Origin of the sequence: Microbacterium sp. LBN7, assembly GCF_045690345.1 — a bacterium.
Classification (GTDB): domain Bacteria; phylum Actinomycetota; class Actinomycetes; order Actinomycetales; family Microbacteriaceae; genus Microbacterium.
Window position 1 is genome coordinate 635,871 of record NZ_CP147856.1, and the last position, 25,534, is coordinate 661,404.

Genomic DNA, 25,534 nt, shown 5'->3' on the forward strand with positions numbered 1-25,534 from the left:
GACAACCCCATCGCGTCATCCGCGCCCGCCCACGCCACATCGAGACGGGCGACCGCCTGATGCAATCCAGTGAGCTTCGACATACCCCGATTCTACGGTGCGTACACTCTATATTCGAAGCTATGTTCGAAGTGAATGCTGATAGATCGGCATACTGCGCCACCACCGCACCCCCCGCGGGAATCCCCCGAGCTCCGGACTCGTTCTCCCCCTCGGACGCTCCACGAAAGGCGCACGATGACCCCTCACCCCCGCGGTTCGGCCTGGCCGCCGCTGCTGGTCGCCATCGCCCTCGAGGTGTCGGCCACACTCGCCCTGCGCGCAGCTGAGGGCTTCACGCATCCGCTCTGGCTCATCCTGGTGGCCATCGGCTACAGCGGCTCGCTCTGGCTGCTGTCGATCGTGCTGGATCGCGGGATGCCGGTCGGCGTCGCCTACGGGATCTGGTCGGCGATCGGCGTGGTGCTCACCGCGGTCCTCGGAACGGTTCTGTTCGGCGAGCTGCTCGGCCCGGTGCAGATCGTCGGCGTCGGGGTGATCGTGGTCGGAGTGCTGCTGGTCGAGCTCGGATCCCACGCACGCGACAGCGCAGGGGCGGCGTCATGACCTGGCTGCTGCTCGCCCTCGCGATCGCGAGCGAGGTCACCGCGACTCTGAGCCTGCGCGCATCAGAGGGACTTCGTCGCAAGCGCTGGATCCCCGTGATCGTCGTGGGCTACCTCGCCGCATTCACCCTGCTCGGCGCGATCCTCGCGATGGGGATGCCGGTGGGCGTGGCCTACGGCGTCTGGGCCGCCGCCGGCGTGGCCCTCACCGCGGTGCTCGGTCGCGTCATCTTCAAGGATCACTTCTCCGCCATGATGGCGATCGGGGTCGCCCTGATCGTGGTCGGGGTGGCTCTCATCGAATTCGGCGGCGCCCACTGACGCAGGCCGGCCGACCCGCGCGACGTCCGCCGCCGGGTCACCACACCCCGTCTGCCCTCACCTCCCGGTCGACCCAGCATCCGGCGAGCGCGGCCCGGACCTCCGCGCCGTGGTCGCGGGCCAGCGCCAGCGCCGCGTGATTCTGCTCGAGCTGCGCGACCCGTGACGCGCCGAACAGCACGTTGGACGTCGCGGGATTCGCCAGGCAGAACGCGATGCCGAGGGCGGCGGGAGAGACGCCGAACTCTCCGGCGACCCGCTCGACCTCCGGGTAGATCTCGGCGATCCGCTCCCGGATGCCGCCGACGTCCGCGCCGATCTTGCGCTGCGGCGCGCGACCCGTGGCGAGGATGCCGCCCTCGAACACGTCGGACGCCTGCAGGGTCAGCGTGCCGTCCGCGAACAGCGGCCCGTACGCCTGCCCCTCCGCCATCGAGCGCCGGGCGATGCCGTATTTCAGCTGCGCGAACACAGGGCCGGCGACCCCCTGGGTCGCGGCCTCGGCCAGGGCCGCTCGCGTGTGCTCGATGCGCCAGTTGTTGATGCCCCAGGAGCCGACGAGCCCTTCGTCGATCAGCTCGTCCACGTCGGCGACCAGGCGCGACAGGTCGGGCGCGTCGATGTAGTCACCCACGACCAGCGTGTCGAAACGATCGAGGCCGGCGCGTCGGAGCGACTCGACGATCTGCGCCCGGAAGCCCTGGTTCGGCCAGTCCCACAGCCAGAGCTTTCCGCACAGCACGATCTCGGAGCGGTCCACCCCGCTCCTGCGGAGCGCCTCCCCGAAGAGGATGTCCGTCCTCGAGTTCTCCGCGTGCGGACCCATGTTGTAGAAGGCGACATCGAAGAATCCGGCATCGAGGTCGACGGCCCGACGGATCAGCGAGACCGCATCGTCCTGCGACATGCGGTCCCACGTGTTCCAGGACCCGAGCGCGAGCGGCGGCACCGGTGCGCCGCCCGGGCGCAGCGGCCTCCGGGCATATGTCTGATCGGGCATGACGACTCCTTCGGGACGCGCGAACGCGGGGTTGTGTTTTTCTATGTTTGTAGAATATAACGGAGACACCCCCGTCGCGACACCGTCAGTGAGGACGAACATGACCAAATCCCCCCGCCGCATCCTGGTCACCGGAGGCGCCTCCGGGCTCGGTCGCGGCATCGCGGCCGCGTACCGCGCCGAGGGCGCCACCGTCTTCATCGGAGACGTGAACGCGGATGCCGCCGCCGAAGCCGCAACCGCGATCGGCGCGACCGCTCTCACGCTCGACATCGGCGACGAAGCATCCGTCCTCGCCGCCGCCGAGCGGATCGTCGCGGCCGGCGGACTCGACGTGCTCGTGAACAACGCGGGGATCGTCGCCGGCGGAGGCACCCTGCAGGAGGTTCCCGTCGACGTGGTCGACGCCGCGCTCCGCGTCAACGTGCGCGGCACCTTCCTCATGCTGAGGGTCTTCGGAGCCCTCCTCGCCGAGGCCGGTCGCGGCAGCATCGTGAACATCTCATCGATCGGCGCGCGGCAGCCCACACCGGGCCTCGGCCACTACGAGGCGACGAAGGCCGCGGTCGACGCCCTCACGCGTACCGCGGCGATCGAGCTCGCCGCCTCCGGCGTCCGAGTGAACGCCGTCGCCCCCGGCCCCGTCCTCACTCCCCTGACCGCCGCGTTCGCCGACGACCCGCAGGCCCGCGCCGCCTGGGAGTCGCGCATCCCGCTCGGCACGATCGCCGAGGTCGACCAGATCACCCCGCTCGTCCTGTTCCTCGCGAGCGACGCCGCCAGCCACATCACCGGGGTCTCCGTCGCCGTCGACGGCGGACAGCTCCTGGTCTGAACCGACTTCGCCCTCACCGGACAGGACATCATGACGATCCCCACCACCACGCGCGCGGCCGTGCTCACCGCGCACCACGAGCCGCTCACCCTGCAGGATCTTCCCCTGCCGACCGAGATCGAGCCGGGCGCCGCTCTCGTCCGCATCGCGTGCACCACACTCTGCGGCACGGACATCGAGATCTGGGAGGGACGGATGACCTTCCCCGGCATGCTCCCGATGGTGCTCGGTCACGAGATGGTCGGCGAGATCGTCGCCGCCGGCCCGGAGACGAGAGACGCCCTGGGCCGCCCGCTCGCCCCCGGCGACCGCATCGGCTGGTCCGAATCGACCTGCGGCGAATGCCACGGCTGCGTCGTGCTGCGCGAGCCCGTCGCGTGTTCCCGCCGCGGCTACGGCTTCCTGCAGCGCACGGACGTGCACCCCTTCGCCACCGCCGGTCTCGCCGAGTACGCGTACGTCACTCGGGGCGCGGCCAAGCTCCTGCTGCCGGCATCGGTCAAGGACACCTGGGCCTCGATGGCGGGATGCGCCGCGAAGACCGTCCTCCGATCCTTCGAGCGCGGCGGACGCATCCGCCCCGGTTCGACGGTCGTGGTGCAGGGCTCCGGTGCTCTCGGCATCTTCGCCACCGCGGTCGCCAGGATCGCCGGCGCCGGCCAGGTGATCACGGTGGGCGCGCCGGCCGCGCGTCTCGAACTCGCCGCGCGGTTCGGAGCGGATGCCGTCGTCGACTTCCGCGAGGGACCGGTCATCGAGCAGGTCATGGAGCTGACCGACGGTCGCGGCGCCGACCACGTCTTCGACTTCGCCGGCGCTCCGAGCGTCGGCCCCGACGCGATCGGCATGGCCGCCCAGCGCGGCACGGTCGTGATCGTCGGCTCGACCGGTCCGGCCGGCGACGGCTTCGCGCTCAGCACGATCATGGGCAAGGAGCTCACCGTGGTCGGCTCCCTCAACGGCGACATCTCCGACTACGCCCGCGCGATCGACTTCTTCACCGCCTTCGCCGGCCGCTTCCCCTGGGACGACCTGTTCAGCGCACCCGTCGGACTGGCCGATGCCTCCGCGAAGATCGCGAACATGCACCACCTCGATGAGGTCAAGGCCGTCATCGACCCGAGACTGTGAGGACCACCGTGACCACTCCCCTCGCTCGCCGCGAGATCGGCCGCAGCGGCATCGACGCCTCGCTGCTCTCGCTCGGCTCCTGGCACACCTACGACCGGATGGACTTCGCCGACGCGGTCGCGATGCTCCGTGAGGCCGTCGACCGGGGCATCAACCTGTTCGATGTGGGCGTGTACTCCGCGCCGGGCATGCCGCCGGTGTTCACCGACGTCATCTTCGCAGGCATGGTCCGCGCAGCGGGGCTCCGCCGGGACGAGTGGCTGCTGTCGTCGAAGCTGTGGCTCGAGTCGTTCGGGGCCGAGGGATTCCGCCCACAGCTCGAGAACGCGCTGATGCGCGTCGGCGTGGAGCACGCCGACCTCGTGATCCTCGGCGACCTCCGTCGCGACGACCTCGATCTGCGCGATCTCGTTCTCGACCTCGCCGGATTGACGGATGCCGGGCTCATCCGCGCCTGGGGCGTGAACAACTGGTCCGCGGCGAGCATCCAGCAGCTGATCGACATCGCGGCGGCCGAAGGGGTCGCGGGTCCCCAGATCGCTCAGCTCAAATACAGCGTCTCGCGGCGGTCGATCCCCGATGGGGAGCCGTTCGCCCGCCTGTGGGAGCAGGGCCTCACGCTGCAGGCATCCGACTGTCTCGAGGGCGGTGTGCTGGCGGGCAAGATCGCCGGCGACCGGCAGATCGGCCGCGACCCCGGCGACATCCGCGAGCGGATCATCGACGACGTCCCCGCATTCACCGCAGCGGCGGCGTCTCTCGACGTCTCGCCGGCGCAGCTGGGCATCGCCTTCACCCTGACCCATCCGGCGCTCACCACCACGCTGTTCGGGGCATCGAGCGTCGAGCAGCTGCGCGCGAACCTCGACGCCGCCGCCCTCGTCGACCGCATCGGGGCGGCCGAGCTGCGCCGTCTCGTCGAACCGTTCTGGGCGGACCGCGACGTGGTCTCGCCCGAAGGACCCTGACCCCCGCGCTTCGACACGCACAGCGAACACCCACGAAGGAAAGAGACCATGACCGCCACCGCCACAGCCGCCGGCCGACCGACCGTGACACCGGTGCCCTTCGACCCCGAGGTGCAGGCCGTGCTCGACGAGCTCGCTCGGAACCCGCAGCCCGCTCTCACACGCGCGACGCTCCCTCGCGAAGGAACGGATCGGATGTTCCCCGACAACGACTCGGTGATCTCCGGTCGCAACATCGACTGGGAGGATCGGGTCATCCCCGGCCCGGCCGGCTCCCCGGACGTGGAGATCACGATCTTCCGTCCCCGCGGCAGCATCGGCGAGGTCCTCCCCGCTTTCCTCAACATCCACGGCGGCGGCATGATCGTCGGCCACCGCTCGTGGGAGACCGCGCGGGTCGTCGACATCGTCGCCGAGCACAGGGTGGTCGCCGTCAACGTCGAGTACCGCCTCGCGCCCGAGCATCCGTTCCCGGCAGGGGTGGAGGACTGCTACGCCGGATTCGTCTGGCTGCATGAGAACGCCGCCGCACTCGGCGTGGACCCCGACCGCATCATCGTCGGCGGCGGAAGCGCCGGCGGTGGCCTCACCGCCGCCGTCGCCCTCATGGCACGCGACCGGCAGGGGCCGGTCATGGCGGGCCAGCTGCTGCTCTGCCCCATGATCGACAACACCAACACCACGGTCTCGAGCCGGCAGTACGACGGCATCGGCACGTGGCAGCGCGAGATGAACCTGCTCGCCTGGTCGTGCGTGCTCGGCGAGGAGCTCGCCTTCAGCGCGGAGGCTCCGGCCTACGCGGCCGCCAGCCGCGCGACCGACGTGTCGAACCTCCCTCCGGCCTTCATCGAGGTCGGCGAAGCGGAGGCGTTCCGCGATGAGGACACCGAGTACGCCCTGCGCCTCTGGGCGACGGGCGGCCAGGCCGAGCTCCATGTGTGGGGCGGAGGCGCGCACGGCTTCGACATGTACATGCCGGATGCCGAGATCTCCCGCGCCGCGCTCGCCGCCCGCGCCTCCTGGCTGCGCCGCACGTGGAGCAGCGGACGATGAGCCTGCCCCCTGTCCCCTACGATCCCGAGCTCGTCGCGGGACTCGAGGCATTCGTGAGTCTCGTCGAGATCATCCCGCTGCGCGCCGACACCATCCACGCGAACCGCGACCACTTCGCCACGATCATCCCGCCGATGTCCGTGCAGGTCGAGGGCCGGGCCGTGAGCTGGGAGGACCGCGTCATCCCGGGGCCGCCGGGAGCGCCGGACATCGAGATCACGATCGTGCGACCGCGCAGAGCAGCGACCGCCCCCGCCCCGGCGGTGCTCTCGATCCACGGCGGCGGCATGGTCCTCGGGACGAGGTTCTTCGGCACGGGCGAGCTGATCGATCTCGCAGAGCGACACGGCGTGGTCGGCATCGCCGTCGAGTACCGCCTCGCCCCGGAGCATCCGGGCCCCGCGCAGGCCGAGGACTGCTATGCGGCGCTGGAGTGGATGGTCGCCCATGCCGAGGAGCTCGGCATCGACCCGGACCGGATCATCGCGTCCGGCGTGAGCGCGGGCGGAGGGCTGTCAGCTGCCGTGGCGCTGATCGCCCGCGACAGAGGAGGGCCACGACTGGCCGGACAGCTCCTCGGCTGCCCCATGCTGGACGACCGCAACCAGACCGTCTCGAGTCGTCAGTACGACGGCTTCGGCGCGTGGGACCGCAACAACAACGACACCGCCTGGGATGCGATCGCCGGGACCGAGCGGTTCACCGACGCGGTCTCGCCGTACACCGCACCGGCACGAGCGACGGATCTCGCCGGCCTCGCGCCGGCGTTCATCGAGGTGGGCGCCGCCGAGACCTTCCGCGACGAGGCGGTGGACTACGCCCTGCGCATCTGGGCGACCGGCGGTCAGGCCGAGCTGCACGTCTGGGCAGGCGGATATCACGGCTTCTCCGGGTTCTCCCCCGATGCCGCCGTGTCGAAGGCGGCGGACGACGCCCGCGAGAGCTGGCTGCGCCGCACGCTCCGCCTCGACGGATGAGCATCCCGGTCTCCGGCGAACCCGGGCGCCCGCGGATGGGCACGCTGCACGCGATGCTCGTGCTGGGGATGCTGGAGGCCTTCGGTCCGCTGTCGATGGACCTGTATCTGCCGCAGCTGCCGCAGCTGGCTGCCTCCCTCGCGACGACCGAGGCACTCGGCCAGGCGACGATGTCGGCGTGCATGATCGGGCTCGGACTCGGGCAGCTCGTCGCGGGGCCGCTCAGCGACCGCTACGGCCGGCGACTCCCGCTGATGGCGGGGGTGACGGCTTTCGCGCTGCTGTCGGCGCTGTGCGCGATGGCGCCGAGCATCGAGCTGCTGCTGCTCGCCCGTTTCCTGCAGGGCCTCGCCGGCTCCGCCGGGATCGTGATCTGCCTGGCGATCGCCCGTGACCAGTTCGACGGCGTCGAGCTCTCCCGCATGCTGTCGCTGCTGTTCCTGGTCTCGGGCACGGCGCCGATCATCGCTCCCGTGGTGGGCGGGCAGCTCGCGCGCATCATGGACTGGCGAGGGATCTTCTGGGTGCTCGGCGGTGTCGGGATCGCCCTCCTCCTGGTCGTGGTTCTCGCGCTGCCGGAGACCCTGCCCTCCGCCGAGCGGCACGGGGGCGGCCTGCGAGCACTCGGCGGGCACGCGGGCGCCGTCGTGCGCGACCGCCTCTTCCTCGCCGTGCTCATCGCCGCAGCGGGTGGCGGTGTCGCCTTCTTCACCTACCTGTCGATGTCCTCCTTCGTCCTGCAGGACGAGTTCGGCCTCACCCCGCAGGAGTTCAGCCTCGCCTTCGCTGCGGGCGCGCTGGCCAGCATCGTCGGCGGACAGACGAGCCGCCTGGTCGTGCGCCGCTGGGGACCGCTGAACGTGTACCTCGGCGGGATCACCACGACCCTGGTCGCGACGACGATGTTCCTCGTGCTCGCGCTGATCGGCACCGGAGTCACCGGGGTCGTCGCGGCACTCGTCGGCTTCATGCTGTGCGCGGGGATCGGCGGGCCGAACGGGCAGACGCTCGCCCTCGCCCACCACCGCGCCAGAGCAGGCACCGCGTCAGCGCTGCTCGGGATGGCGACCTTCCTCTTCGGACCGGTCGTCGCGCCGCTCGCCGCAGGGATCGGCGGCACCGATGCCGTGACGATGGCCCTCACCATGACGGTCGCCGCAGCGGCGTCGGCCTTCGCCGCCTGGGTGTTCGTTCGACCGGCGGCTCGCGGCTGAGCCGCGTGGGGCGGCGTCTCAGTACCGCGCCGAGAACGCCCCGTCGGACTTGAGCAGCTGACCCGAGATCCAGCGCCCTTCGTCGGACACGAGGAACTCCACGACTGCCGCGACGTCGGCCGGTCGACCGAGTCGACCGAGCGGGGTCATCTCTCCCAGCTGCGTGCGCGTCTCGTCATCCATCCATCCGGTGTCGATCGGGCCGGGATTCAGCACGTTCGCCGAGATGCCCCGTGGACCGAGCTCGCGCGCCGCCGAGATCACGAGCCGATCGAGCGCGCCCTTGGACGCGCCGTACGGCAGGTTGCCGGTGACGTGGTCGCTCGTGAGCGCCACGATCGCGCCGCCGTCGTCGCCGATCTGGCGCGCGAACGCCGCGATCAGCAGCAGGCTCGCTCGGGCGTTGACGGCGACGTGCAGGTCGAAGCTCTCGGCGGTGGTGTCGAGGATCCCGGATTCGACGTCGTGCGCATGGCTGAGGATGAGCGCCGAGATCGGTCCGTGCGCGGCGGTGACCTCGGCGATCAGAGCGTCAGGGCCCTCCGCTGTCGAGAGGTCCGCCGGGTGATCCGCATCGCGCAGGTCGCTGGTGACGACGGTCCAGCCTGCCGCGCGCAGACGCGGCACGATGCCGGCCGCGATGCTGTTCGCGCGCGCGGCGCCGGTGATCAGGGCGAGGGGCATCCGGCCACGCTACCGGACCGCATCAGCGGTCAGAACCCGAGGCACATCACGGCGACTCCCGCCGCCATGGCCCAGGACTCGGTCGTGAGCAGGCGCGCGGTGCGCCCGTGGTGCACCGGCTCGATGACCCACTCCGCGACGACCGTCCACAGCACGACGCTGATCACCCCGACCACGACGACGACCGAGAGCAGACCCGACAGCCCCTGGCCATGACCGTGACCCGCCACGGCGGCGGCCTGGCCGGTCGACGCGCTCTCGAAGGAGCAGATCGCCATCACCAGCGACACGAGCGCGCGGTGGCAGCATGTGGCGGCGGCCGGCGTTCCACGGACCCCCATGGTCCCGAGCATCGCGGAGAGCAGCAGCACCGCACCGAGGATCAGGCCGAGGACGGGACCGCCCTCGCCGACCGCCACCAGCAGCATCACCGCCGCCATCACGAGCGCCGACTGCCTGCCCTGCCAGGGCACGGAGCGCCACGCGGCCACGCAGGCCGCGGCCGAGACGATCGCCGCCGCGGTCATCAGCCACGGCGCCGCCGGCAGGAGATGCTCCACCCGCGAAGTATATTGATCGAACGCTCAAGATAGCTATACCCCCTCGGATGCGACAGGATGTGAACGTGCCCCGCATCGTCGATCACGATGAGCGCCGCCGGCAGATCGCCGAGGCGCTGCTGACCGTCGCCGCCCGCGACGGTCACGAGAACGTGTCGTCGCGCGCGGTCGCGAAGGAGCTCGGCGTGGCGACCGGATCGCTCTGGCACTACTTCGACGGGTTCGACGACGTCGTGCGCGCCGCCGCCGCCGAGGTCACCCGTCGCACCGACACGCGGATCGCCGACGCCACCGCGGGCCTGCGCGGCCTCCCCCGACTGCACGCGCTCATGCGCGAAGTCCTTCCGATCGACGAGCGCACGCGCACCGAGGCCCACGTGGTCGTCGGATTCTGGGGCCGCATCGCCACCCTCGAGACGACGCCGGATGCCGGGGCGCCCACCCTCGCGACATGGCAGGACAGCATCCGCTCCTCCCTCGAGGAGGCGGTCGCCGATGGAACGCTCCGCGCCGAGACCCCGCAGGATGCCGTGATGGCGCTGCTGCGCTCGATCACCTACGGCCAGCAGGTGGTCGAGGTCACCGAGCCTCAGCCGGCCTCGGCGCACCTGGCCGTGCTCGAGGGCATCCTCGCCCCCTGGCGCGCCTGATCCGCACCGCCGCGGCCCGGGTCTTGTGACGCCGGGCGTTCCGTCGTACGATCGTGCCAACCCGTTTATTGAGCACTTGCTCGAAAATAGTGAGGTCGACGATGTCCCACCGCCCGCAGCCCGTCTCGATCGAGAAGATCGCCGTCCCGCATCCGCTCGATCCGCTCACCGGCCCGGAGATCGCCGCCGCCCGCGCCGTCCTCGACGCCGCCGGCCTCATGACCGAGACCACGCGCGTGCCGATGCTGCTCCCCGACGAGCCGACGAAGCAGGAGCGCGCCGCCTGGCATCCCGGGGCGCCGATCGACCGGCGAGTCGACGTCACGCTGCTCGACATCGCCACCGGCGTCGCCACCGAGGTCATCGTGTCGATCACCCGCGGCGAGGTCCTCCGCACCGAGCGGGTGCCCAACGACGCGCCGCCCTACGGCCAGCCGCAGTACCTCTTCGAGGAGTACGAGCGCGCCGAGACGATCGCGAAGGCCTCGCCCGAGTGGCAGGCCGCGATGACGCGCCGCGGCCTCGCCGCGCACATGGCGCTGGCGTTCTGCGGTCCGCTCGCTCCGGGATACACCGGCCGCGCCGACGAGGTCGGCCGCCGCGTCATCCGCTCCCTCACGTTCCTCAAGGACGACGAGGCCGACTCCCCCTGGGCGCACCCCGTCGAGGGACTGATCGTGCACATCGACCTCACGACGAACAGCGTCATCCGGGTCGAGGACCACGGCGATGTACCGGTCCCCGCCGGACACGGCAACTACTACCCCGAGGCGCAGGGAGCCGCGCGCACGACCCTCAAGCCCATCGAGATCACCCAGCCCGAGGGGCCGAGCTTCACGGTCACAGGCTCCCTCGTCGAGTGGGAGGGCTGGTCGATGCGCGTGGACTTCAACGCGCGCGAAGGCCTGGTGCTGCACGACGTCTCGTTCGCCGGGCGCTCGGTGCTGAGCAGGGCGAGCGTGCCGGAGATGGTCGTGCCGTACGGCGACACCGCACCGGGACGCTTCTGGATCAGCTACTTCGACGCCGGCGAGTACCTCCTCGGCAAGAACGCCAACCACCTCGAGCTCGGCTGCGACTGCCTCGGCGTCATCCGCTACCTCGACGGCCATGTGGCCGACGATCACGGCAACCCGGTGCGCATCCCGAACGTGATCTGCATGCACGAAGAGGACTACGGCATCCTCTGGAAGCACACCGACCTCTCCGGCCGCTCCGACGTGCGCCGCTCGCGCCGCTTCGTGGTGTCGTACTTCTCGACGATCGGCAACTACGACTACGGCTTCTACTGGAACTTCTCCCTCGACGGCTCGATCGAGGTCGTCGCGAAGGCCACCGGCATCGTCTTCGCCGCAGCCGGCGAGCCCGGCGTGCGGCAGAAGCACGCGACCGAGCTCGCACCCGGCGTCTTCGCCCCGGTGCACCAGCATCTGTTCTGCGCCCGACTCGACGTCGCGATCGACGGAGACGACAACCGACTCCTCGAGATCGACGCCCAGCGCGTGCCGATGGGTCCGGACAACCCCTTCGGCAACGCGTTCACCTGGTCGGAGACGCTCCTCGCGACGGAGCAGGCAGCGCAGCGCGAGGCCGACACGTCGGTCGCGCGCGTCTGGGAGGTGCAGAGCGCCACGCGGACCAACCGGGTGGGCCGCCCCACCGCGTATCACCTGATCCCCGAGCCGACCGCTCTGCTGATGGCCGATCCGGAGTCGTCGGTCGCCGCACGTGCCGCCTTCGCCACGAAGCACCTCTGGGCGACGCGGCACGAGCCGGGGCAGATCTGGCCCGCGGGTCGCTACCCGAACGCGCATCAGGGCGGTGCGGGGCTGCCGGAGTACTCGGCGGGCGATCGCTCGATCGACGGCGAGGACATCGTGCTCTGGCACACGTTCGGGCTCACGCACTTCCCCCGCCCCGAGGACTGGCCCATCATGCCCGTCGACTACGCGGGCTTCTGGTTCAAGCCGAACGGCTTCCTCGACCAGAACCCCGCGATGGACGTGCCGGAGTCCTCACAGGCGCATGCCGCTCCGGCGGCGGAGAGATGCTGCGGCGGAGGCGACGCCTGCAGCTGCGGTCACTGAACGCGACCGCATCCCGTCAGGCGAGCGCGGCGATCGCGTCGCGGAGGATGCCGTCGGCGTCGACGAGCGCGGATGCCGCGGCCTCGGGCGACGCGTCGACGGCGAGCATCAGCAGGGCGAGCTTCACCGAGCCGTCGGCGGCACGGAGCGCCTCCGACGCGGCGTCGACGCCGACGCCGGCCAGCTGCGACACCGTGCGGATGGACCGGGCGTGCAGCTTCTCGTTGGTGGCGAGCAGGTCGACCATGACCCCGCGATAGGTCTTGCCGAGCTTGATCATCGACAGCGTGGTGAGCATGTTCACCACGAGCTTCTGCGCGGTGCCGGACTTCAGCCGTGTGGATCCCGAGATGAACTCGGGTCCGGTGACCACCTCGATCGCGATTTCGGCGGCCGCGCCGATGGCGGAGTCGGCATTCGAGGCGATCGCGACCGTCAGCGCGCCGAGCCCCCGCGCGTACTCCAGCCCGCCGACGACGTAGGGCGTCCGCCCGGATGCCGAGATGCCGACGACCGTGTCGCTCGCGGACAGGTCGAGGTCGCGCAGCGATGCGGCGGCCGCCTCGTCGTCGTCCTCCGCGTTCTCGACGGCGGACCGGATCGCGGTCTCGCCCCCGGCGATCAGCCCCACGACCATCGAGGGGTCCGTCCCGAAGGTGGGAGGGCACTCGCTCGCGTCGAGCACGCCGATGCGCCCTGCGGTTCCCGCACCGATGTAGATGAGCCGTCCGCCGCGGCGGAACCGCGCGGTGATCCCGTCGATCGCCGAGGCGATCTCGGCGGCGCGCTCCGCGACCGCGGCCGGGACGCGGCGGTCCTCGGCGTTCATGCGCCGGATGAGCTCGGCGGTGTCGAGCAGGTCGAGGTCGCCGCGCTCCGTGGTCGACGCCTCGGTGTCGAGGCTCTCGAGCACCGAGAGCAGGGCGGTCAGTCGGGCGTCGTCATTCGGCACGGTGCACGAACCTTTCGTGGGGAAGATCGACACGGCGCGCGAGGAGCAGCGCGCCGTCGAGAGCGGTCCCGGCTGCGGGGACGGTCTGCCGTCCCGCCGCCTGCAGCGAGGAGACCAGGGCGGCACGGAACCAGGGATGCTGGGTGAGCCCGCCGTGGAGCGCGACCGTGAGCGTGCGGGACGAGGCGGCGACCGCGGAAGCGGTGAGCAGCCGCACCGCGTCGTCGACGATCTCGCCGGCCACGCGATCACCTGCGGCCGCGGAGTCGAGCACCAGCGGGGCGAAGGTCGCGAGCCGCCGCGCGAGCGGCTCGGGATCCGCCAGCCAGCCGATGATGTCGGATGCCGTGCCGATCCGCTCCTCGATCGCCGGGGCGAGCACAGTGTCGGGCGACAGACCCGCGGATGCGCGGAGCACCGCGCGCAGGGCCTCCCGGCCGAGCCAGGACCCGCTCCCGAAGTCGCCGAGCTCGGGCCCCCATCCGTCGACGAGCCTGGCGCCGTCGGCATCGATGCCGAGTGCCGCGGCGCCGGTGCCGGCGATGAGGAGCACACCCTCCCCGCCCGCGAGCGCACCGGCGTGCGCGGCGACGACGTCGGACGCGACGGCGACCCTGGCGTGCGTCGCCGTCGCCAGAGCGGCGGCCAGCCGTCGGGCTGCGCCGGGGGCGCTCCATGCGCCCGCGGCGCCGACTCCGACGAGGTCGATGGGGCCGTCGTCCGCCCGCAGCAGAGGCAGGATGGCGGCGGTCGCCGCGTTCACGCCGTCGGCCGCGGCGAGGCCGGGGGCGCCCACGCCCTCGCGGACCACGTCGCCGGACGAGACACGGCACCGGGACTTGCCGAGATCGACGGCGACGGCGGGGCGCGGGGAACTCATGAAAATAGTCTACGCAGAAGCAACTAATCGTGGAACAATTGTTCATCCGGCCGTTTCCGAGCCCAGGAGGGGCATGAGCATCCAGACGACCATCGCGACGGCCGCCGAGACCCTTCCGCCCTCGCTCGCTCGGATCGCCCGCGTCATCGCCGACGATCCCACCACCGCCGTCGAGAGCACGATCTCCGAACTCGCCGCTCTCTGCGACACCTCGGTCGCCTCTGTCGTGCGCTTCTGCCGCGTCATCGGCCTTCGCGGCTACGCCGCACTGCGGATGGCGCTGGCCGCCGAGCTCGGGCGCGAGTCCGTGCAGTTCAACGCCCCCGCCGGTTTCGGCTCCGAGATCGCCACGGGCGACACCCTTCCGGATGCCGTCGGCAAGATCGCGGCGCTCGAGCTGCTCGCGATCGAGGAGACGATCGGGAATCTCGACTTCGACGTGCTGGCTGCGGCCGTGGAGGCGATCGATCAGGCGGACCGCATCCTGCTCTTCGGCGTCGGCGCGAGCCGCCTGGTCGCCGACGACCTCGGACACAAGCTCCTCCGGATCGGGCGCTCGGCGATCGTGCTGTCCGACGCGCACGAGGCGAGCGCCGCGGCGTCGCTCAGCGCGACGAGAGCGGTCGCGATCGGGTTCTCGAACTCGGGGTCGACGAGGGAGACGCTGCGGTTCCTGCAGGCGGCGCACGGCGCCGGCACGACGACGGTCGGAGTCACGAGCGTCGTCGACTCCCCTCTCGCCCGCGAATCGGACCATGCCCTGTTCACCCACGCGCGCGAACCCCGTTTCCGGGCGGGAGCCATGGTCAGCCGCATCGCCCAGCTCGCGCTCGTCGACTGCCTCTTCGTCGGCGTCGCCCAGCGTCGCCACGCCCACACGGTGCACGCGCTCCAGCGCACGGCCGACGCAGCCAGGGCGCTCCGCGACGAGTGACGTCGGCCGCGGCGCCGTCAGTGCGCCGACGCCGCTTCAGGAGCGGGGGCGGGGGTCCGGGGCGACCCGGTCGAGCTCGCCGTGCGCAGGAACACGATGATCCAGCTGAAGATCAGCACGGCCGCGATGAGCTCCACCGCCGTGAGGTTGTAGTAGCCGACGACGAAGAACACCGCCAGCAGCACGATGACCAGCACGTACACCCAGCCGAAGACGACGAAGACGCGGGGGATGCTGCGCAGGAACCACGGAAGCCCGACCACGACCACCGCGAACACCACCGTCATGCCGGTCGCCACCGTGTTGTGCACGAGGAAGAACTCGTCGACGGGGAAGATGCCCACGCACGCGAGGAAGACGCCCAGCAGGATCAGGCCTCCCCGAACGACGAACCGGCCGCGGCGGTCGATCGGATCCGATGCCGGCAGGCCGGCCGTGGCGTAGCGCGAGATCGTCGTCACCATGACGCCGGCAATGATGAGCGTGATGTTGAAGGCGAGCGAGGCGCTGTTGGTGCTCATCCCGAGCGCCGAGAGGTTGTCGCGCCACCAGTGCGGATCGCTCGACGCGAGCATGCTGGCGAAGGCGCCGACGACGAGGAACACCGCGAGCACGAGAGACAGGACCGTCGGCGTGAGCGCGACGGCGCTGAGGAAGGAGACGTAGCCGGTCAGGGCGAAGGCCACGGCCACGAGCACCGCGCCGGGGAACGCGAACACCGGGGCATCCGTGAAGCTCCGCTCGAGCAGCTCCGCGATCCCGATCCAGCCGAGGTGGGCGATCGCCGCGTGGGCGAAGGCGATCGCGACGAGGTCGTACCACCGCAGCCGGTCACCCGGCACGCTGAAGCCGTCGCGAAGCCCGTCGGCGTCCGGCTCCGCCGGCCGCACCGCCAGGCGTCCCACCACGAAGGCGATGACCGCCGTGACGGCTCCCCCGACCGCCGCGAAGACGCCGATGGAGCCGGAGCCGCTGATCGCGAGCTCACGACCCCAGAAGACCGGCAGTCCGATCGCGAAGCCCAGCACCAGGAAGGCCGCGCCCACGATGAGCGCCGTCTCCTCGAAGACGGCATCCGATCTGTCCGCTCCCCGCACCTGCCGCAGGACGAGCAGGATCCTGTCACCGAGAGCTTTCATCGTCCATCCTCCGGTCACATCCTAGGAGCAGTGCTGTGCGGCCGCCGCCGGTGATAACATCGCGGAACGGATCGTATACAACGTCGTCGTTCCACCATCCCGAGGTGATCAGTCATGAACGGTGCATTCGCTGCCCCCGTCGCCCCTGCCGAGTCGGTGTCGTCGCTCATCGCGCGCAACATCAGCGAGTTCCGCGCTGCCGTCTCCCAGTCCTTCGTCCCTCTGCAGGTGTCCAGCGACGGCCCCGATCACTTCCGCGGCGTCATCCGCGGCGCGTCCGTCGATGAGGTGCACGTGACGGAGGTGCGTGCGACGTCGCACGTCGTCGAGCGCACGCCCGAGCTGATCGCCCGCGGCGACCGCTCCTACTTCAAGGTGAGCCTGATGCTCGCCGGCACCGGCCTGCTCATCCAGGACGACCGCGAGGCCGTGCTGCACCCCGGCGACCTCGCCGTGTACGACACGGATCGCCCGTACTCCCTCGTCTTCGACCAGGACTTCCGCACGATGGTCGTGATGTTCCCGAAGCACCTGATCAGTCTGCCGTCCGACATGATCGGCCAGCTCACCGCGGTCCGGATCTCCGGCCAGGAGGGCCTCGGCGGTATGGTCGTGCCGTATCTGACGCAGCTCGCCGGAAACCTCGACCAGCTCGCCGGCACCACGGGCGCCCGCCTCGCGCACAGCGCCCTCGACCTCGTGACGACCGTGTTCACGCGCGAGCTCGGACTCGACGAGGTCTCCGCCGACCCGCATCGCGCGCTTGTGCAGCGCATCCGCTCGTACATCGACCGCAACCTGGCGTCGACCGACCTCGGCCCCGCGACGATCGCCGCGGCTCATTTCATCTCCACCCGTCACCTGCACGGGCTCTTCCAGGAGCAGGGGGTCACCGTCTCGACGTGGATCCGCACCCGTCGCCTCGAGCAGTGCCGACGCGACCTGCTCGACCCGATGCTCGCCGACCGCCCCGTCGCCGCGATCGCGGCCCGCTGGGGTTTCGTGGATGCCGCGCACTTCAGCCGCGCGTTCAAGGCGGCATTCGGGGTCTCCCCGAGCGAGTACCGCGCCGCGCACTGACGCCGCCGATCGCGGGTCCTTGCCCGGGAGGGCACGCCGGTTGACTCTCGGCGCGCGATGGTGCCCCCGCTCTTGAGCGGATGCCGCGCCGCGGCTGAGCATGAGGCAAGCGCACCGCGATGACGCGGCGCCCGGAGCATCGATGCTCCGCCACGTGCGATGTCAGGACCTCCATGACCGACACCTCCCTCGATCCGGCGCTCGACGAGTGGCGCACCTACGACGAGTTCGCCGCGGGGATCGACACCTTCCGGCTTCCGAACGTGTCCTTGGCCGGCACCGCGCTCGCCCTCAGCCTCGACGACGGCTCCGCGCTGTCCCTGAGCTTCGACTCCATCGCCGTCACCTGGACCGGATTCGATGCCTCCGGCACCGATCCCTACGATGCCGTCGCCGTGCGCGACGACGTCGTGTTCGTCAACATCCCGCTGGAGAGCCGCGAGCGCGAGGCGATCACCGTCGTCTTCTCCCGCACGACGCATCGCGCGACCGTCATCCGCTCCCGCATCGCGGCGGAGGCCGTGGAGGGCGTTCCGCAGGTCGGACAGGAGTTCTGGGCCGCGACGACCGACGCCGGCGAGGCGACGGGCGAGGTCCCCGGCCCGAGCCGCGACCTCATCGGCAAGCGCAACGTCTACCGCTACAGCCCGCACCACCTGTACGAGCACGTCTACGTGTCGAGCACGCGATACGCGTGGCAGTGCCTGGAGGGCGTGCAGCGCGGTCACGGCGACATGGATCTGTCGACCGTGTGGAAGTTCGCCGACGGACTGTACCTCTTCTGCTTCCGTGAGTTCCGCATCGCCGTGGCGAGCGTCTGGCTGCACGACCTCGGCTACCAGCTGATGACCACGGGCATCTTCCTCGGACTCAACGGCGAAGGCCGGGCCGAGCACTCCCGGGGCGGTGGTCACATCTACCCGCTCGGCTCCGTCGCCTATCCCGACGCCCAGCCGGTCTGACCCCCTTCGACAGGCTCAGGAACCCGGAAGAGATCGAGGAGAGCGCATATGAGCAACGCAGACATCATCCGCGGCCACTACGCCGCCAGCGACCGGGGCGACCTCGACGGCATGCTCGCGCCGTTCGCAGCGGACATCCGGTGGACCGAGGCCGCCGGATTCCCGTACGCCGGCACCTACGTCGGACCGGATGCCGTCGCCGCGAACGTCTTCGCCCGCCTCCAGGAGGACTGGGACGACTACACCGTGGCGATCGACGAGGTCATCGACGGCGGAGACGTCGTGGTCGGCATCGGCACGTACTCGGGCACCAACAGGGCCACCGGACGGTTCTTCGCCGCTCGCGTCGCGCACGTCTGGCGCCTGAAGGACGCCGAGGTCGTCGCCTTCGAGCAGTTCACCGACACCGAGATGGTCAGCCGCGCGCTGCGCGACCCGTCGACAGGCTCAGGGACCCCGGCCTGAGCCGCAGCACGACACCGCACGACCCGAACACACGAGAGGCAGGAAGCACATGAACAGACGAGCATCCGGCACCGCGGCGCTCCTCGCCGTGGCAGCCCTCACCCTGGCCGGCTGCGCCGGCGGGGACGGCGGCGGAGGCGACGGCGCCCCGATCGTCGTCGGCTCCGTCAACACGATCAGCGGACCGGCGACGTTCCCCGAGGCATCGCAGGCGGCAGCCGCCGTCTTCGACGCCTTCAACGAGGCCGGAGGGCTCGATGGTCGCACGATCGAGTACAAGACCCTCGATGACAAGGGCGATCCCGCGACCGCCACGGCATCCGCTCGCGAACTGGTGGGCAGCGACGGCGCCGTCGCTCTCGTCGGCTCGGCCAGCCTCATCGAGTGCGAGATCAACGCCAAGTACTACGAGCAGGAGGGGATCCTCTCGATGCCCGGCATCGGCGTCGACACCGGATGCTTCGCCAGCGAGAGCATCTCACCGGCGAACGTGGGGCCGTTCAACGACATGACCCTCACGCTGCAGTACGGATCGGAGGTGCTCGGCCTGGACGACATCTGCATCCTGCTCGAGATCGCCGGCTCCACGCGCCCGACCTACCAGGCCGCGATCGACCAGTGGACGGAGATCACCGGCAAGGAGCCGAAGTACGTCGACGACACCGTGCCGTACGGCGCCTCGGATTACACGCCCTACATCGTCAAGGCACGGGACCAGGGCTGCAAGGCGCTCGCGATCAACCCGGTCGAACCCGACGCGATCGGTCAGGTCAAGGCGGCCAACGCGCAGGGCTGGGACGACGTGACCTGGCTCTACCTGACCAGCGTCTACAGCGAGAACTTCGCCGACGCGATCGACGACGCCGGCGCCGGGATCTACGTGCCCGCGGAGTTCTACCCGTTCACCGACGACAGCGAGATCAACGCCGACTGGCGGGAGCTGATGGAGGCGAACGACATCCCGCTCACCTCGTTCAGCCAGGGCGGGTACCTGGCCGCGACGTACTTCATCGAGGTGCTCGAGGGCATCGACGGCGACATCACGCGCGAGAGCGTCTCCGAGGCGCTCAAGGCCATGGACCCGATCGAGAACCCGATGGTGGGAACACCGTACGCGTTCGGCACCCAGAACACCGCGGGGTGGCCGATCATCCTGAAGTCCGGCACGAACGCCTGGGAGCAGGTCGCCGACGACTGGCTGCGCATCGGCGAATAGACACCCTTCACGCCCTTCGTCTCGCTTCGCTCGCTCAGGGACCGGAAGCACCCCCGGTCCCTGAGCCTGTCGAAGGGCCCCTCCCCCTCAGATCAGAAAGGACGCCTCATGCTGCAAGGCGCGATCGCCGGCCTCGCCGCCGGCGGACTCTACGCCGTCCTCGGCGTATGCCTGACGCTGATGTCACGCCTCGTCCGCGTGGTGAACTTCGCGCAGGCCGCGACCGGGATGTTCGGCGCGTTCACGGCGGTGTGGTTCGTCCGCGAGATCGGGCTGCCCATCTGGCTCGGGTCGGTGCTCGGTGTGCTGGTCGCGGGGCTGCTGGCCGCGGCGATCGGCTTCATCGCGGCGACCTGGCTCTCCGAGGCGTCGACCACCACACGCTCCGCGATGACGGTCGGGCCGCTGCTCCTGCTGATCTCGATGTCGTTCATCCTGTTCGGCAACAAGCCCCAGCCGTTCACACCGATCATCGCCGGGCCCGCCTTCTCGTTCGGCGGCGTCGTGGTCAGCCAGGTCACGGTCGCGACCGTGGCGATGGCGATCGTCACCGCCGTCGTGGTGCGGATCGTGCTTCGTCGCACCAGGGTGGGCACGCAGCTCCGTGCCCTCTCGGAGCGGCCGACGACGGCGGAGCTGCTCGGCATCCGCTCGCGTCCGCTGTCGATCGCGGTCTGGTTCGTGACCGGCGTGATCAGCGCAATCGCGATCATCGTCGTGGCCCCGTCGCAGTCGAACGACGCGACGAGCCTCGCGATGCTCATCGTCCCCGCGGCCGCTGCCGCCCTGCTCGGCGGGTTCCGGCGTCTCGACCTCGCGGTGATCGGCGGCGTCGTGCTCGGCGTGCTCGGCGGCCTGGTCGCCCAGATCGACGAGGTCGCGCTCGTGCGCAACTTCCTCCCGTTCCTGTTCATCGTCGTCCTCCTCCTCTGGACGCAGCGCAAGGAGGTGTGGGATGCCGCTCGCTGACCGTCCCTGGTTCCGGATCACCTGGCCGTTCGCGATCGCCCTCGCGGGCATCGGGGCCGGCGCGATCCTGAGCGCGGCCCTGCCGGGCTATTTCGTGTTCCTCGCCATCAGCGCCGTGATCGCCGCCATCGCGATCCTCGGTCTCGGCATCGTGACCGGGTCCGCCGGCATGATCGCGCTGTGCCAGCTCACGTTCGCAGCCGTCGGCGCGTGGATCGTCTCACTGCTCAACGTGCTGCAGGCACCGGGCGGATTCATCGTCTGGCTCGTGCTCGGCGGCATCGCCGCAGGGCTCGTCGGCGTGCTCGTCGGACTCCCCGCACTCCGCCTCCGCGGCGTGAATCTCGCGGTCGTCACACTCGGCTTCGCGGCAGCGGCCGACGTCACCCTCGTGCAGATCCAGTTCCCCGGCTCCGCCGACGGCACCGCGATCGAGCGCCCCACGATGTTCTCCGACGATCGCCAGTTCTTCTTCCTCTCGATCGTCGTGCTCGCACTCTGCGCGCTCGGAGTCTTCTTCCTCCAGCGCGGACGCTGGGGATCGAGCTGGAAGGCCGTCGCGTTCTCCGAGCGCGGCACCGCCGCCGCGGGCCAGAGCGTGCAGATCGCGAAACTCACGGCGTTCGCGGTCTCGGCCGCGCTGGGCGGCGTCGCCGGGGGTCTGCTGGCCGGTCAGGTGCAGCTGCCGTTCGCGTCGAGCTTCACGCCGCTGCAGTCTCTCGCGCTCTACGTGCTGGCGATCATGTCGGGCGCGCACCTGATCGACATGGCCATCTTCGGCGGCATCCTCTGGGTGCTCGTCCCCGAGCTGCTCAAGCGCTGGGGAATCCCGCAGGACTGGGGCTTCGTCATCTTCGGCGTGCTCGGCGTGCAGGCCCTCACGAGCGGGACCAACCTCGGTCAGGGGATCCGCAACCTGTTCTACCGGCGCGCCGACCGACGAGCGGCGAACGCGGAGCTCACGGCGCTCCCTCCGGATGCCGAAGCGGATGCCGGTGCCATCACCACGACGACCACCGCCACGGTCGATGAGGCCGCCCTCGACGGTGCACCCGTGCTCTCGGTCGAAGGGCTCACCGTGCAGTTCGGCGCACTCAAGGCGCTCGACGACGTGTCGGTCGTGGTGCCGGCCGCGTCGATCATGGGGCTGATCGGGCCGAACGGCGCGGGGAAGTCGACGTTCGTCGATGCGATCAGCGGGTTCCTGCCGAAGCACGGCGGACGCGTGCTCCTCGGCGATCGGGATCTCGGAGGCCTCTCCCCCACCCGGCGCGCACGGCTCGGGCTGCGCCGCACGTTCCAGCAGGACCGCGTGCCGCCCGCGCTCACGATCGGCGCCTATGTGCGGTTCGTCGCACGGCGCCGGCTCGCGGCATCCGACATCGACGAGGTGCTGGAGTTCTTCGGATGCCCGCCGGCCCGCGCTCGCCTGTCGAGCGTCGACGTCGGAACGAGACGACTCGTCGAGGTCGCCGCGAACGTGGTGGCCCGCCCTCGGCTGCTGATCCTCGACGAGCCTGCTGCCGGGCTCTCGCATGACGAGCATCTGGCCCTCGCCGCGCGGCTCCGAGAGCTCCCGGCGCGCTACGGCATCGCGCTGATCATCATCGAGCACGACCTCGATCTCGTGCGCTCGGTCTGCCCGACCCTGACCGTCCTGGACTTCGGCCGCGTGCTCGCCAGCGGACCGCAGGCCGAGGTCCTCGCGAACCCCGACGTCGTGAAGGCGTACATGGGAGAGACGGAGCTGCTGAAGTGAGCGAACTCGTCGTGGACGCCGTGAGCGTCAGCCGCGGGGCGGGCGCCGTCATCTCCGATGTCTCCCTGCGGGTCGAGGGCGGCGAGGTGCTGGCCCTGGTCGGTCCCAACGGCGCAGGAAAGACCAGCCTGATCGAGTCGATCTCGGGTGTGACCCCGCACTCCGCCGGCACCATCACGCTCGACGGCGAGCCGATCGACAGGCTGTCGCGGGTCGCGCGATCACGGCGCGGCATCGTGCACATCGAGCAGGGCAGAGCGGTGTTCCCCTCGCTCACCGTGCGGGAGAACATCTCGCTCACCGCCCGCACGTCCGCGGAGCTGGATGCGGCGATCGCGCAGTTCCCCGAGCTGGAGAAGCGCATCGACTCGCCGACCGCCCTGCTCTCGGGCGGAGAGCAGCAGATGGTGGTGCTGGCGCGCGCCTTCGCCGCGAAGCCCCGCATCCTGCTCATCGACGAGATGTCGCTCGGGCTCGCGCCGGTCGTCTTCCTGCGGCTCATGCCGATAGTGCGCTCGATCGCGGACTCCGGCGTCGGGGTGCTGCTGGTGGAGCAGTTCACGCAGGTCGCCCTCGGGCTCGCGCGCGAGGCCGTGGTCGTCGCGGGCGGCCGGGTGTCCTTCCAGGGCACGGCGGAAGAGCTCAGCGCCGATCCCGCCCTGCTGCACCGCGCGTACCTCGGCGGCTGACGACATCCACGTCCTCCGCCGACCGGCCCCCTAGGTGGAGAGTTCGCCAGCTAGCCTGGAGAGGTGACCGAAACGATTCGCGCCCGCGCCGTCCTGCTCGACATGGACGGCACCCTCGTCGACTCGACTGCGGTCGTGGAACGGCTCTGGCTCGCCTGGGCGGAGCCGCACGGAATCGACCCCGAGCACGTGCTCAGCGTCGTGCACGGTCGGCAGGGGCACCAGAGCATGTCGATCATGCTGCCGGAGCGCGATCATGCGATCAATCTCCGCGAGAACGACGAGATGCTCGCGACCGAGACGAACGACGTCGACGGGGTCATCGAGATCTCGGGGGCGAAGGCGCTGCTCCTGGCACTGCTCCCCTACCCGCACGCGATCGTGACGTCCGCGAACGTCGCGCTGATGACGGCACGGATGCAGGCGGCAGGTCTCACCGTCCCCGCCCTCGCCGTCACGGCCGAGAGCGTCTCGGCATCCAAGCCGGATCCCGAAGGCTTCCTCCTCGGCGCGAAGACGCTCGGCGTCGACCCCGCCGACTGCATCGTGTTCGAGGACTCGGGGGCCGGCATCCAGGCGGGCCTCGCCGCCGGCATGCGCGTGGTCGGCGTCGGAGAGCACGCCGCAGCGCACAGCCCGACCTACCTCGTCGACGATCTCACGCAGGTCGCGGTCGTGGCGACGGGCGACGGCTTCGCGCTCGCCATCGACTGAGCGGGCTGCTACATCCCGGCGTGGTCGAACGCGATCGTCGGCACATCGACGACATGCGATCCGCCGTCGGCCACGATCACCGCGCCCGTGATGTACGACGACTCCCCCGAGCCGAGGAATCGCACGACCGACGCGATCTCCGACGGCTGTGCGGGTCGGCGCAGCGGCACGTCGGCGGTGACCGCCGCATAGGCCTCCTCGCGGGAGGAGAGATCCGCGTGGTTCGCGAACTCGTCCATCTCGTCGTCGGCCATCGGCGTCTGCACCCAGCCGGGGCAGATCGCGTTCACGCGCACCCCGTGCCGGCCGTAGTCGCGGGCGAGCGTGCGGGTCAGACCGATCAGCGCATGCTTGCCCACGGTGTACCCCGCGACCGACGGCCCGGCGAAGAGCCCGGCGAGCGACGACACGATCACGATCTGCCCCTTCGCCTCGATCAACGCGGGCAGCGACTCCCGCGCCATCGTGAAGGCGGTCGTGAGGTTGGCGCGGATCGCCGCCTCCCAGCCGGCGTCGTCGGTCTCGCCGACCGGCGAGAATCCGTGGCCTCCGGCATTCGCCACGAGCACGTCGATGCGTCCGAAGCGCGCCAGCACCTCGGCGACGGCCGCCTTCGCCGAGGCGGTGTCGGCGGCGTCCGCGACGACCGGCACGGCGCCGACGGCGCGCTCGACCTCCTGCAGCGGCTCCGGGCGGCGCCCGACGACCACGACGTGCGCGCCCTCGGCCGCATAGCGCTGGGCGATGGCGGCGCCGATGCCGGTGCCGCCTCCGGTGATGACGACGACGCGTCCGGCGACCGTCGATCCGACTGCGAGTCCCATTTCTGCTCCCTGTACTGATCTGGCGCCTGCGCGCGGTGGATTCGTGCTCGACGGCTCCCTCGTCACGCGGGGAACCCCGAGCGGGCGGTGTATCCGAAGTCGCTGAGCAGCGTCGTCCCGTTGATCGCCCTGCTGAGCGGCGACACCAGATAGGAGACGTGCGCGGCGACATCCGCAGCGCTCTGCACCGGGAATCCCGGTGCGTCGAACGCGGCGGAGCCGAGATCGCCGCGGCTCATCGGCGTGTCGACGATCGACGGCGCCACCGTGTTCACGCGGATGCGCGTGTCGGAGAGATCGACCGAGAGCGCCCGCCCGAACTGCACGAGTGCGGCCTTCGATGCCCCGTACGGCACCATGCCCGGCGACGCGACGAAGGCCGAGTCGCTTGCGAGCAGGACGACGGATGCCGCCGGCGCGGCACGCAGCATCGGGAGCGCGTGCTTGAGCACGAGGAACGCTCCGGTCACGTTCACGGAGAGCACGGCATCCCAGTCGGCGAGATCGGTGTCCTCGATCGACGTGCCGACGGGCCCCGATATCCCGGCGCAGCAGACCACGGCGTCGAGGCGGCCGAGCGTCATGGCAGCGGAGCCCACCGCCGCACGCACCTCGCTCTCGTCGGTCACATCCGCGACGAGGATCAGGGCCCCTAGACATCCGCTCGCCGTCTCGCGGAGCGCGGCGGCGTCGCGATCCAGCAGGGCGACCCCCACGCCTTCCGCGGCGAGCGCGAGCGCCGTGGCGCGGCCGATCCCGCTCGCCGCGCCCGTCACGAGCGCCGTCGTACCCTGCAGCTGCAGATCCATCGCACCCTCCGGGGCCGCCGCCGGGCACCGGATGGTGCGGAGAGGACGGCGGTGTCG

Annotated in this window: 27 protein-coding genes; 19 read left to right on the forward strand and 8 right to left on the reverse strand. The window is 70.7% G+C overall.

Annotated elements, in window-relative coordinates; genetic code table 11:
• Positions 1–237: 237 nt before the first annotated feature.
• Both LBN7_RS03080 and LBN7_RS03085 read left to right on the forward strand, forming a co-directional pair.
• Positions 238–606, forward strand: coding sequence for a DMT family transporter (locus LBN7_RS03080; RefSeq protein ID WP_407360911.1), 369 nt, complete (start codon positions 238–240; stop codon positions 604–606).
• Positions 603–926, forward strand: a complete 324-nt coding sequence (locus tag LBN7_RS03085; RefSeq protein ID WP_407360912.1) for a DMT family transporter — start codon at positions 603–605, stop codon at positions 924–926. Before LBN7_RS03080 ends, LBN7_RS03085 begins: the two co-directional genes overlap by 4 nt.
• Before the next feature lie 37 nt (positions 927–963).
• On the opposite strand, the gene LBN7_RS03090 is transcribed toward LBN7_RS03085, so the two are convergent.
• A complete protein-coding gene (locus LBN7_RS03090; protein ID WP_407360913.1) occupies positions 964–1,926 on the reverse strand; it encodes an aldo/keto reductase in 963 nt (320 codons plus the stop codon).
• Positions 1,927–2,026: 100 nt separating this feature from the next.
• Here LBN7_RS03090 and LBN7_RS03095 point away from each other — a divergent pair, with 100 nt between their 5' ends.
• Genes LBN7_RS03095 through LBN7_RS03120 form a run of 6 tightly spaced genes read left to right on the forward strand, consistent with a single transcriptional unit; the run spans position 2,027 to position 8,104 of the window.
• Positions 2,027–2,761: an SDR family NAD(P)-dependent oxidoreductase gene (locus LBN7_RS03095; RefSeq protein ID WP_407360914.1), complete on the forward strand. Its 735-nt coding sequence runs from the start codon at positions 2,027–2,029 to the stop codon at positions 2,759–2,761.
• A gap of 30 nt (positions 2,762–2,791) precedes the next feature.
• The gene (locus LBN7_RS03100; RefSeq protein ID WP_407360915.1) at positions 2,792–3,892 is read left to right on the forward strand and encodes a zinc-binding dehydrogenase; all 1,101 of its coding nucleotides are present in this window, start codon (positions 2,792–2,794) and stop codon (positions 3,890–3,892) included.
• A gap of 8 nt (positions 3,893–3,900) precedes the next feature.
• On the forward strand, positions 3,901–4,860 hold the full coding sequence (locus LBN7_RS03105) for an aldo/keto reductase (protein ID WP_341945938.1): 960 nt from the start codon (positions 3,901–3,903) through the stop codon (positions 4,858–4,860).
• A 48-nt stretch (positions 4,861–4,908) separates the two neighbouring features.
• Positions 4,909–5,913: an alpha/beta hydrolase gene (locus tag LBN7_RS03110; protein WP_407360916.1), complete on the forward strand. Its 1,005-nt coding sequence runs from the start codon at positions 4,909–4,911 to the stop codon at positions 5,911–5,913.
• Positions 5,910–6,890 (forward strand): alpha/beta hydrolase, encoded by a 981-nt coding sequence (locus LBN7_RS03115; RefSeq protein ID WP_116634724.1) that lies wholly within the window; start codon positions 5,910–5,912, stop codon positions 6,888–6,890. Before LBN7_RS03110 ends, LBN7_RS03115 begins: the two co-directional genes overlap by 4 nt.
• Positions 6,887–8,104 carry a multidrug effflux MFS transporter gene (locus LBN7_RS03120; protein WP_243408854.1) on the forward strand — a complete coding sequence of 406 codons (1,218 nt, stop codon included), beginning with the start codon at positions 6,887–6,889 and terminating at the stop codon, positions 8,102–8,104. The genes LBN7_RS03115 and LBN7_RS03120 overlap by 4 nt, the downstream gene beginning before the upstream one ends.
• An 18-nt stretch (positions 8,105–8,122) precedes the next feature.
• On the opposite strand, the gene LBN7_RS03125 is transcribed toward LBN7_RS03120, so the two are convergent.
• A complete protein-coding gene (locus LBN7_RS03125; RefSeq protein ID WP_116634722.1) occupies positions 8,123–8,788 on the reverse strand; it encodes an SDR family oxidoreductase in 666 nt (221 codons plus the stop codon).
• 29 nt (positions 8,789–8,817) lie between these two features.
• The gene (locus tag LBN7_RS03130) at positions 8,818–9,348 is read right to left on the reverse strand and encodes a hypothetical protein (protein ID WP_407360917.1); all 531 of its coding nucleotides are present in this window, start codon (positions 9,346–9,348) and stop codon (positions 8,818–8,820) included.
• A gap of 65 nt (positions 9,349–9,413) precedes the next feature.
• Between LBN7_RS03130 and LBN7_RS03135 the strand changes: the two genes are divergently transcribed.
• Positions 9,414–9,998, forward strand: coding sequence for a TetR/AcrR family transcriptional regulator (locus LBN7_RS03135; protein WP_407360918.1), 585 nt, complete (start codon positions 9,414–9,416; stop codon positions 9,996–9,998).
• Between the two features lie 101 nt (positions 9,999–10,099).
• Positions 10,100–12,085 carry a primary-amine oxidase gene (locus LBN7_RS03140; RefSeq protein ID WP_407360919.1) on the forward strand — a complete coding sequence of 662 codons (1,986 nt, stop codon included), beginning with the start codon at positions 10,100–10,102 and terminating at the stop codon, positions 12,083–12,085.
• Between the two features lie 16 nt (positions 12,086–12,101).
• On the opposite strand, the gene murQ is transcribed toward LBN7_RS03140, so the two are convergent.
• Complete coding sequence (gene murQ, locus LBN7_RS03145) at positions 12,102–13,037, reverse strand: N-acetylmuramic acid 6-phosphate etherase (protein WP_407360920.1); 936 nt, start codon at positions 13,035–13,037, stop codon at positions 12,102–12,104.
• The gene (locus LBN7_RS03150) at positions 13,027–13,917 is read right to left on the reverse strand and encodes an N-acetylglucosamine kinase (protein WP_407360921.1); all 891 of its coding nucleotides are present in this window, start codon (positions 13,915–13,917) and stop codon (positions 13,027–13,029) included. Before LBN7_RS03150 ends, murQ begins: the two co-directional genes overlap by 11 nt.
• A 73-nt stretch (positions 13,918–13,990) precedes the next feature.
• Between LBN7_RS03150 and LBN7_RS03155 the strand changes: the two genes are divergently transcribed.
• The gene (locus tag LBN7_RS03155) at positions 13,991–14,851 is read left to right on the forward strand and encodes a MurR/RpiR family transcriptional regulator (RefSeq protein ID WP_116634717.1); all 861 of its coding nucleotides are present in this window, start codon (positions 13,991–13,993) and stop codon (positions 14,849–14,851) included.
• A gap of 17 nt (positions 14,852–14,868) precedes the next feature.
• On the opposite strand, the gene LBN7_RS03160 is transcribed toward LBN7_RS03155, so the two are convergent.
• Positions 14,869–15,990 carry a DUF998 domain-containing protein gene (locus tag LBN7_RS03160; protein WP_407360922.1) on the reverse strand — a complete coding sequence of 374 codons (1,122 nt, stop codon included), beginning with the start codon at positions 15,988–15,990 and terminating at the stop codon, positions 14,869–14,871.
• 114 nt (positions 15,991–16,104) lie between these two features.
• Here LBN7_RS03160 and LBN7_RS03165 point away from each other — a divergent pair, with 114 nt between their 5' ends.
• The 8 genes from LBN7_RS03165 (at position 16,105) to LBN7_RS03200 (ending at position 23,844) form a co-directional block, all read left to right on the forward strand.
• A complete protein-coding gene (locus LBN7_RS03165; RefSeq protein ID WP_116634715.1) occupies positions 16,105–17,070 on the forward strand; it encodes a helix-turn-helix domain-containing protein in 966 nt (321 codons plus the stop codon).
• A 173-nt stretch (positions 17,071–17,243) separates the two neighbouring features.
• Positions 17,244–18,032, forward strand: a complete 789-nt coding sequence (locus LBN7_RS03170; RefSeq protein WP_341945947.1) for a MoaF C-terminal domain-containing protein — start codon at positions 17,244–17,246, stop codon at positions 18,030–18,032.
• A 48-nt stretch (positions 18,033–18,080) separates the two neighbouring features.
• Positions 18,081–18,497, forward strand: coding sequence for a nuclear transport factor 2 family protein (locus LBN7_RS03175; RefSeq protein ID WP_116634713.1), 417 nt, complete (start codon positions 18,081–18,083; stop codon positions 18,495–18,497).
• Positions 18,498–18,546: 49 nt separating this feature from the next.
• On the forward strand, positions 18,547–19,713 hold the full coding sequence (locus tag LBN7_RS03180) for an ABC transporter substrate-binding protein (protein WP_407360923.1): 1,167 nt from the start codon (positions 18,547–18,549) through the stop codon (positions 19,711–19,713).
• A 108-nt stretch (positions 19,714–19,821) separates the two neighbouring features.
• Entirely contained in the window at positions 19,822–20,682 is an 861-nt protein-coding gene (locus LBN7_RS03185; protein ID WP_407360924.1) for a branched-chain amino acid ABC transporter permease, read from the forward strand.
• Positions 20,669–22,441, forward strand: a complete 1,773-nt coding sequence (locus tag LBN7_RS03190; RefSeq protein ID WP_407360925.1) for an ABC transporter permease subunit — start codon at positions 20,669–20,671, stop codon at positions 22,439–22,441. Before LBN7_RS03185 ends, LBN7_RS03190 begins: the two co-directional genes overlap by 14 nt.
• Positions 22,438–23,130 carry an ABC transporter ATP-binding protein gene (locus tag LBN7_RS03195; protein ID WP_116634709.1) on the forward strand — a complete coding sequence of 231 codons (693 nt, stop codon included), beginning with the start codon at positions 22,438–22,440 and terminating at the stop codon, positions 23,128–23,130. The genes LBN7_RS03190 and LBN7_RS03195 overlap by 4 nt, the downstream gene beginning before the upstream one ends.
• A gap of 63 nt (positions 23,131–23,193) precedes the next feature.
• The gene (locus tag LBN7_RS03200; RefSeq protein WP_341945953.1) at positions 23,194–23,844 is read left to right on the forward strand and encodes an HAD-IA family hydrolase; all 651 of its coding nucleotides are present in this window, start codon (positions 23,194–23,196) and stop codon (positions 23,842–23,844) included.
• An 8-nt stretch (positions 23,845–23,852) separates the two neighbouring features.
• On the opposite strand, the gene LBN7_RS03205 is transcribed toward LBN7_RS03200, so the two are convergent.
• Positions 23,853–24,668, reverse strand: a complete 816-nt coding sequence (locus tag LBN7_RS03205) for an SDR family oxidoreductase (RefSeq protein WP_341945954.1) — start codon at positions 24,666–24,668, stop codon at positions 23,853–23,855.
• A gap of 62 nt (positions 24,669–24,730) precedes the next feature.
• A complete protein-coding gene (locus LBN7_RS03210; protein ID WP_341945955.1) occupies positions 24,731–25,477 on the reverse strand; it encodes an SDR family oxidoreductase in 747 nt (248 codons plus the stop codon).
• Positions 25,478–25,534: the final 57 nt, after the last annotated feature.